Genomic DNA, 6,085 nt, shown 5'->3' on the forward strand with positions numbered 1-6,085 from the left:
AGTTCGGTATCAGATACCCGTTTACTTCCGTGTATGTTATCTCTGTCATAATTATCCGTCCTTTCATTATTTATTGTCGGTGCGTCTTTTTCTTTGACTTCATTATACACCGCATTTTCCTTTTCCGCAAAATTTTTTCGGGCATTTATTTCTTCACGCACTTCGGCTCTGATAGTTTCGGATATGTTTCGGAGAGTTTCCTCCGAAATGCTTGACACCGCATTACCCAAAACCGAAAGCGTTTCCGCTGTGTTAAAGTTCATAATATGCGGAAAGTCCTCACGCTCAAAAACATTATCTGCGTTAATTCCGAGTCTTTGAAGTACAATATATGCAATGCTCACTTCCGCAGTCTGCTGAAATTCCACATCAATATTAAGCTCGTCCAAGCCGTCCAAAAAACTGTTTTCTTTTGCGTATTTAAGTTCTGATAGATAGTCTGATTTACTGTCCTCGACCGCATTTTCTGCCGCTGAAAGAATTGCGTCCGTGATACTGCTTTTCTTTTTCAGCCCACCGAACGAATTTTCAAGCGTTTCGATAATGGCATTGTCAAAGCGGCTGTTGTACTGCCACAGCCGTATCGGACCATTGTTACTATGCGTGTCGGAAATATCGAAAACATAGTCAAGATATTGTCCTCTGTCGCCCTCACGGAGCAGGGCAATACCTTTTGCACCACGATTTATCCAAGACTTTAACCGTTTATTCCAAATATCAATGCTTGCACACGCCGTTGCGTCCGGGCGTTGAGCATAAATAAATAGCTGGTCTTGAAAGGAGTATTTATATTGCCACGCCGCACTTTTCAAAAACGCTGTCCATTTTTCATAATCGGATAAGCTTTTGCCAACTTCATCTGATAAAGCACAGATGTTTTGCAGCTTGCTTGCCATTTGATTTCACCTCCAAAAATATATTTTTGACTATGCTATTTATCTTTTTCGATAGGCACATACTTTGTGCAAGCCTTTCCGTTATGAAATTCCATATATGGACACATAGGCTCGTGCGGATCGAGTTTCAATGCGTCCGCACCTGTTTTGCAGTTCGGGCATAATTGTTTTTTATTTTCATTCATTTTATATCGCTCCTTTTGATTTTTTGCATAGAAAAAGAGCATTGAAATTGTGGTTTCAATGCTCTTATCGTGTTTGTTATTAGATTTTATCTGCACATCTGCACAGGCTCACGAAGCCGCTTTGCCATTTCAATGCCCTCGGCGGCGGTTGTGATTTCGCCGTTTTCTATCATTTCGATAAGCTCCGCACGGTGTTTTGCATTTAAGCAATACACGCTCCGGCACAGCCTTTGAACCGTTCCGAGAGTATCACGCTCGGTATTGATAAGCGTTTTCACGATTTCGCCGACCTCATCATTTGCGTTAAGCTGAATTTGAAGTGTGCGGCGGTTATCGAGGTATATCATATTCGGCACAATAAGTATTCCGATGTTCTGCAAGCTGCTGCGAAGTTCGTTTTCTCTGCAAGTCATATCCACAAGCAAGTTATTTGTTATAAAGTTTATTTTTGCTGTCATCATAAAAATCACGCTCCTCTTTTTCTGTAATTTTATTATACTGTATTTTATATCACCTTGCAAAAAATTATCGCTCCGGCTCTTTATCGGTTTTTGATTTTTCGGGAGCAGCATATTTTTTGAGTGCGTTCATTGTTTTAAGAGAACAACCCTCAAAATCCGCCTTGCTTTCGATAAAATCCTTCGCCGCTTCCATAAAGGTTTCGGTGCCGACATCATACAAAGCTCCTTTTGACATTCCCTCAATGTGAGAGAAAAAGTCCTGCGGTTTCTTATATAGCTTTGCCGCATCCAAAATATCCTCGTTATATATGGTTAGTTCAACGAGTTGTCCTCCGGCATTTGCATCGGGGTTATAGTACATTTCCGTAACGCCGTTCGTTGTCTTAAAAAACTTATCCTTGTCGATAGCGTCATAATTCTGCTCAATAAATTTTAAGTCCTTGTAGGTTTGCAATGCCTGTTTATCATAGCAATAGATATATGCGTTATATGTATTTTTGCGTGGATCGCACCGTATGTAAAATACATTTTTATCTGTTGTTACCTTGTAGCCGCAAACATCTTTGTCGCTTGCAAGCCTTTCAGCTTTTAAGTCGTATGCCGCATTGTGCATTGCAACCCTGCTTTTGAGAATAGGCGTGTCCGCTTGAAATCTGAGGTAGTTTACAACATTATCACATTCAAGAGCAAAATCGGGAGTATGATATTTTTCATAATTCTCTTTGTTTTCAAGCAGGGAATCAGTCTGCAAACGCTCGTCAACGGAATTATCAAAATAACAGCGAATATAGCAGATGCAACCACGATTTAGTTCTTCATTTTTGCTCGGTGCAAAGGTGTATTCAAATTCCGACTGCTCAATTTTTTCAAGCGTATATCCCGGTGTGTCTTTCGGGCGGTATGTACTTTTGCCACGCTCCATAAGCTCGGCAAATTCGCAAATATGAAATACATTGTAACCGATTTTGGTATGATAATCATCAATATATGTGCATTTTCTGTCTGACATAGAGCCGTCCGAAAATTTAACCGTAATGCTTTCACCGTCTTTTATTCGGAAAAGCTCGTTATAACGGCTATCTATGAAGCGTATTTCTTTCTGTTCCATCAGCGTTCAACCTCCTTGTGCGATTTTTTCTTAACCTTTTCGACTTCAAGCCTTTTATTAAGCCATTCGGGGTAATGCTCCGGCTTCAATATTCCGAGAACATCATATCTTTCGTATCTTGCGTGTTTGTCTTTGTAAAAATATTCGCAAAAAACAGCACTGCCTCTTGCGTTTGCCAATGCTCCGTTTCCGCCCGTACACCTCACAATTTGGTACGCCTGTGTTCTGTATTCGGGGTATAACTCATCAGCATTTATAACGATAATTTCTCCTTTCAAATTTTTGCCGCTGATACTGTCGCACATATCGGCTGTAATCATTTTATCAGAAAAGGTTTTTTCAATCTCTTTTATTTGAGCAAGTCCGTTATTTATTCTTTCCGTAAAAATTGAGAGTATTTCCGTATAACTGTCGCTGACAAGAGCATTATCGTATTTTTCAAAGATTCCGTTGTTTTCATAGTCGGCAACCATATAATACATATTGTCTTTTGCGTTCATATCAATACCAATAACAATTTCAGATGTTCCGATATGTATTGCCTGTGTAATTTTATAGCTTTCGGCATATCTTTCTTTCTGTTCCATTTTATCCGTATCCTTTCATATCGTTTTTGTGCCGTTTTGCGTAAATGTCCGCATAATCACAGGGCGGATATTTTTTAAGGTCATCACGGTACTTTTTATGCGTTTTATAAAATTTACATTGTTTGCTTTTGCACACAACCGCAGTTAGCACCGTACAATAGTGGTCATTGCGGTATGCAAAGCAATCTCTACTCGTCATTTATGGTATCACCGTCCATATCTTTAAGGCGTATCGTACTGACAATTCTGTATCCGTGCTTATTTGCAAGAGCCTTTAATTCAGCTATGAGGTTTCGCCGTTCCTCTCGCCGTACGGCTTTCATTGCTTCATAGGCGGTAATGTCAGTACAACCGCTGCCGTTAAGTCTGTCGTTTATCTTTTCGCACAATCACTTCACCTCACCGTTCATTCGTTTTAGGCGGCTTCTTCATAACCTCAACAGCCTTGATTTCATCAAGCGCCCGTCTGCAAAAGTCTTTTTGTGCCGCAAGCAGATTTGTAAAATAATGTCCCCAAAAATAATCGTCTTTGCCTTTGCATTGCCAAGTTACAAAGCTATTCGGATTCTTTTCGTGAACACCAAGCACAAATTCAGCGCCGCCGACCGTTATTTGATTTGTTATAATAAAGCCTTGATTTTTTCGCCATTCCATAATCAATCACTCCGTTTCTTTTTTGTCAGCTTGTCCGGCAGAGATAAAGCAACACATAAATATAACGCCAAGAAAGCCGCCGACTGCAACACCGGATAGAAATATAAGTATAAGTTTTAACATCATTATCGCTCCATTTCATTTTCCCGTTGCCTGCGCCATTTATCAAGCAGTTTCAAGATAATTTCCTCCATTTTTGCTTTTGAATAGCTTTTCGGGAAGTATTTTTTTAGTTTGTCCTCGCCAAGCGTAATTTTAACCGTTTCGGGTTTCTGCTCCATCATAATACTGTCAATTACAGCATTGCTTAAATTTCCGTCCTGATGAAATTTTCGCATTTTCCGTGCCTGTGCGATAGAGGGAGAGGTTTCCTCTTTTTCAATAGACTGCATAACCGCCGCTTGCTCTTTCGAGCCGAGATAAGATATTTCAACGGCGGCATTCATTGCAATTTGGTTGTTATCCACCATATCCAAAATGGGGTCTATGAGATTTGTTAAGCGTATATATCGGAATATCTGATTTTTACTTTCGCCTACTTCTTTTGAAAATTCCTCACTTGAAGTGGCTTCGTTAAAATTATTCCCAATTTGGGAATAATTCTTTTCCGGTCTGCCAGCCTTTCTTTTCATTGCTTCCAGCTTCATTTGATAGGCAAACGCTTTCTCGCTCGGCAAGATGTGTTCCCGTTGCAGATTACTGTCTACAAGCAAAATTGTAGCAGTATCATCATCAAGGTTTTTTATCACAACAGGAATATCGGTTATTCCGGCAAGCTCACACGCTTTCACTCTGCGATGTCCCGAAAGTATCTCATAACCGCCGTCTTTATGCGGTCTTGCAATTACGGGTGTGAGTACGCCGCATTGCTTGATACTTTCCACAAGTGCGTCCATATCTTCATCAAGTTTAACCTTGAACGGCTGCTCCGTAAACGGTTTTAATTCGGATATGGGAACAGGCTTTATTTCTTCGGTGTTTCGCTGTTCCTCGCTCTGAAAAATACTATCGTATGATTTCAGACTTATGTTTAGTCCGTTGCTCATTGTTCATAACCTCCCTTGTAAGATTTCTGTACGCATCGGCAACTTTACCGTTTTTGTCGTAACTGTAAATGCTTTTGCCGACCGCAGAGGTTTCCGCTGCCTTTACCGAAAGCGGTATTTCTGTCTTGAAAACCTTTATATTGCTGCCGTATGTCTTTCGTATAAGCTGTGATATATCCTTTGCAAGATTTGTGCGACCGTCAACCATAGTCAGAAGTATACCGTTGATTTTAAGTGTCGGGTTAAGCTGCCGTTTAACCTTTGCAACCGTACCGAGTAGCTGTTCAAGACCTTTCGCCGGCAGAAAATGCGACTGTACGGGAATGATTACTTCATTTGCCGCCGTGAGTGCGTTTATTGTCAGCATACCGAGCGACGGAGTGCAGTCTATCAGCACATAATCGTAATTGTCCTTTATCTGTGAAAGATAGTTTTTGAGTACCCGTTCACGGCTCATAGTGTTCACCAAAAATGTTTCCATTCCGGAAAGTTCAATGTTCGCCGGAATAAAGTCCACGCCCTCCGAGTGATGTAAAATACCCTCACCGTGTTCCGTCGGCTGCTCATTGATACTCTTTTCCATAAGGCTTGAAATTGTAACCGATAATTCATCGGGATTGGGATAACCCAAGCATTGTGTTAAGCTGCCCTGTGCGTCATAGTCAATTAAAAGCACCTTTTTACCCTCGTTTGCAAGTCCGATATCTAAATTTACGGTAGTTGTTGTTTTGCCTGTTCCGCCTTTCTGATTTGATATTGCGATTATTTTACCCATAAAAACCTTTCCTTTCATTTTCTAATCTTGATATAAGCATTTCTCCGTCAAGCCGTGTCAAAGCACGGAACCATTCGGAACGAAAAAAACGCTTGATTTCTGCTCTGCATTGCGGCGAATATGTATGCCGATAATCTTTTACCGCTTGCAGAATTATGGCATTTGCCAGCAGTTCGATATTTTCCACACATACCGCCTCCGATTCCTATACATTTGCCATATCGTATTTTACTTTTGCCGCAAACCAATTATCTGCCGTTTCAAACGACCGATAAATCGTTGTAATTAAAAATGCCCGGATATTCCGGACATCTGATGTGTTGCTCCGCAGGGCGAAGTCTATATATTCAATATGCGACGAGTCAATTTTCAA

12 protein-coding genes and 1 pseudogene are annotated in these 6,085 nt (G+C 40.6%); all 13 read right to left on the minus strand.

Translation table 11 applies throughout. From position 1 onward, the window contains the following. Nucleotides 1–896 (minus strand): annotated as a pseudogene (locus H8706_RS11615) (DEAD/DEAH box helicase family protein); the annotation flags it as partial. Nucleotides 897–931: 35 nt separating this feature from the next. Then, complete coding sequence (locus tag H8706_RS11620; RefSeq protein ID WP_262432764.1) at nt 932–1,081, minus strand: hypothetical protein; 150 nt, start codon at nt 1,079–1,081, stop codon at nt 932–934. An 86-nt stretch (nt 1,082–1,167) separates the two neighbouring features. Then, complete coding sequence (locus tag H8706_RS11625; RefSeq protein ID WP_262432765.1) at nt 1,168–1,542, minus strand: hypothetical protein; 375 nt, start codon at nt 1,540–1,542, stop codon at nt 1,168–1,170. A 64-nt stretch (nt 1,543–1,606) separates the two neighbouring features. Next, entirely contained in the window at nt 1,607–2,650 is a 1,044-nt protein-coding gene (locus H8706_RS11630; RefSeq protein WP_262432766.1) for a hypothetical protein, read from the minus strand. Continuing rightward, on the minus strand, nt 2,650–3,237 hold the full coding sequence (locus tag H8706_RS11635; protein WP_262432767.1) for a hypothetical protein: 588 nt from the start codon (nt 3,235–3,237) through the stop codon (nt 2,650–2,652). The genes H8706_RS11630 and H8706_RS11635 overlap by 1 nt, the downstream gene beginning before the upstream one ends. 1 nt (nt 3,238) lies before the next feature. Next, entirely contained in the window at nt 3,239–3,436 is a 198-nt protein-coding gene (locus H8706_RS11640) for a hypothetical protein (RefSeq protein WP_262432768.1), read from the minus strand. Further along, entirely contained in the window at nt 3,426–3,626 is a 201-nt protein-coding gene (locus H8706_RS11645; RefSeq protein WP_262432769.1) for a hypothetical protein, read from the minus strand. Before H8706_RS11645 ends, H8706_RS11640 begins: the two co-directional genes overlap by 11 nt. 10 nt (nt 3,627–3,636) lie before the next feature. Continuing rightward, nucleotides 3,637–3,891, minus strand: a complete 255-nt coding sequence (locus H8706_RS11650) for a hypothetical protein (protein ID WP_262432770.1) — start codon at nt 3,889–3,891, stop codon at nt 3,637–3,639. Between the two features lie 6 nt (nt 3,892–3,897). After that, nucleotides 3,898–4,017: a DUF3789 domain-containing protein gene (locus H8706_RS12470; protein WP_394354572.1), complete on the minus strand. Its 120-nt coding sequence runs from the start codon at nt 4,015–4,017 to the stop codon at nt 3,898–3,900. Beyond that, the gene (locus H8706_RS11655; RefSeq protein WP_262432771.1) at nt 4,017–4,937 is read right to left on the minus strand and encodes a ParB/RepB/Spo0J family partition protein; all 921 of its coding nucleotides are present in this window, start codon (nt 4,935–4,937) and stop codon (nt 4,017–4,019) included. Before H8706_RS11655 ends, H8706_RS12470 begins: the two co-directional genes overlap by 1 nt. Further along, nucleotides 4,897–5,712: a ParA family protein gene (locus tag H8706_RS11660; protein WP_262432772.1), complete on the minus strand. Its 816-nt coding sequence runs from the start codon at nt 5,710–5,712 to the stop codon at nt 4,897–4,899. The genes H8706_RS11655 and H8706_RS11660 overlap by 41 nt, the downstream gene beginning before the upstream one ends. Next, nucleotides 5,705–5,899 (minus strand): hypothetical protein, encoded by a 195-nt coding sequence (locus H8706_RS11665; protein ID WP_262432773.1) that lies wholly within the window; start codon nt 5,897–5,899, stop codon nt 5,705–5,707. The genes H8706_RS11660 and H8706_RS11665 overlap by 8 nt, the downstream gene beginning before the upstream one ends. An 18-nt stretch (nt 5,900–5,917) precedes the next feature. Further along, nucleotides 5,918–6,085 (minus strand): DUF6017 domain-containing protein, encoded by a 168-nt coding sequence (locus H8706_RS12475; protein ID WP_394354573.1) that lies wholly within the window; start codon nt 6,083–6,085, stop codon nt 5,918–5,920.

Source organism: Qingrenia yutianensis, from assembly GCF_014385105.1.
Taxonomy (GTDB): Bacteria; Bacillota; Clostridia; order UMGS1810; family UMGS1810; genus Qingrenia; species Qingrenia yutianensis.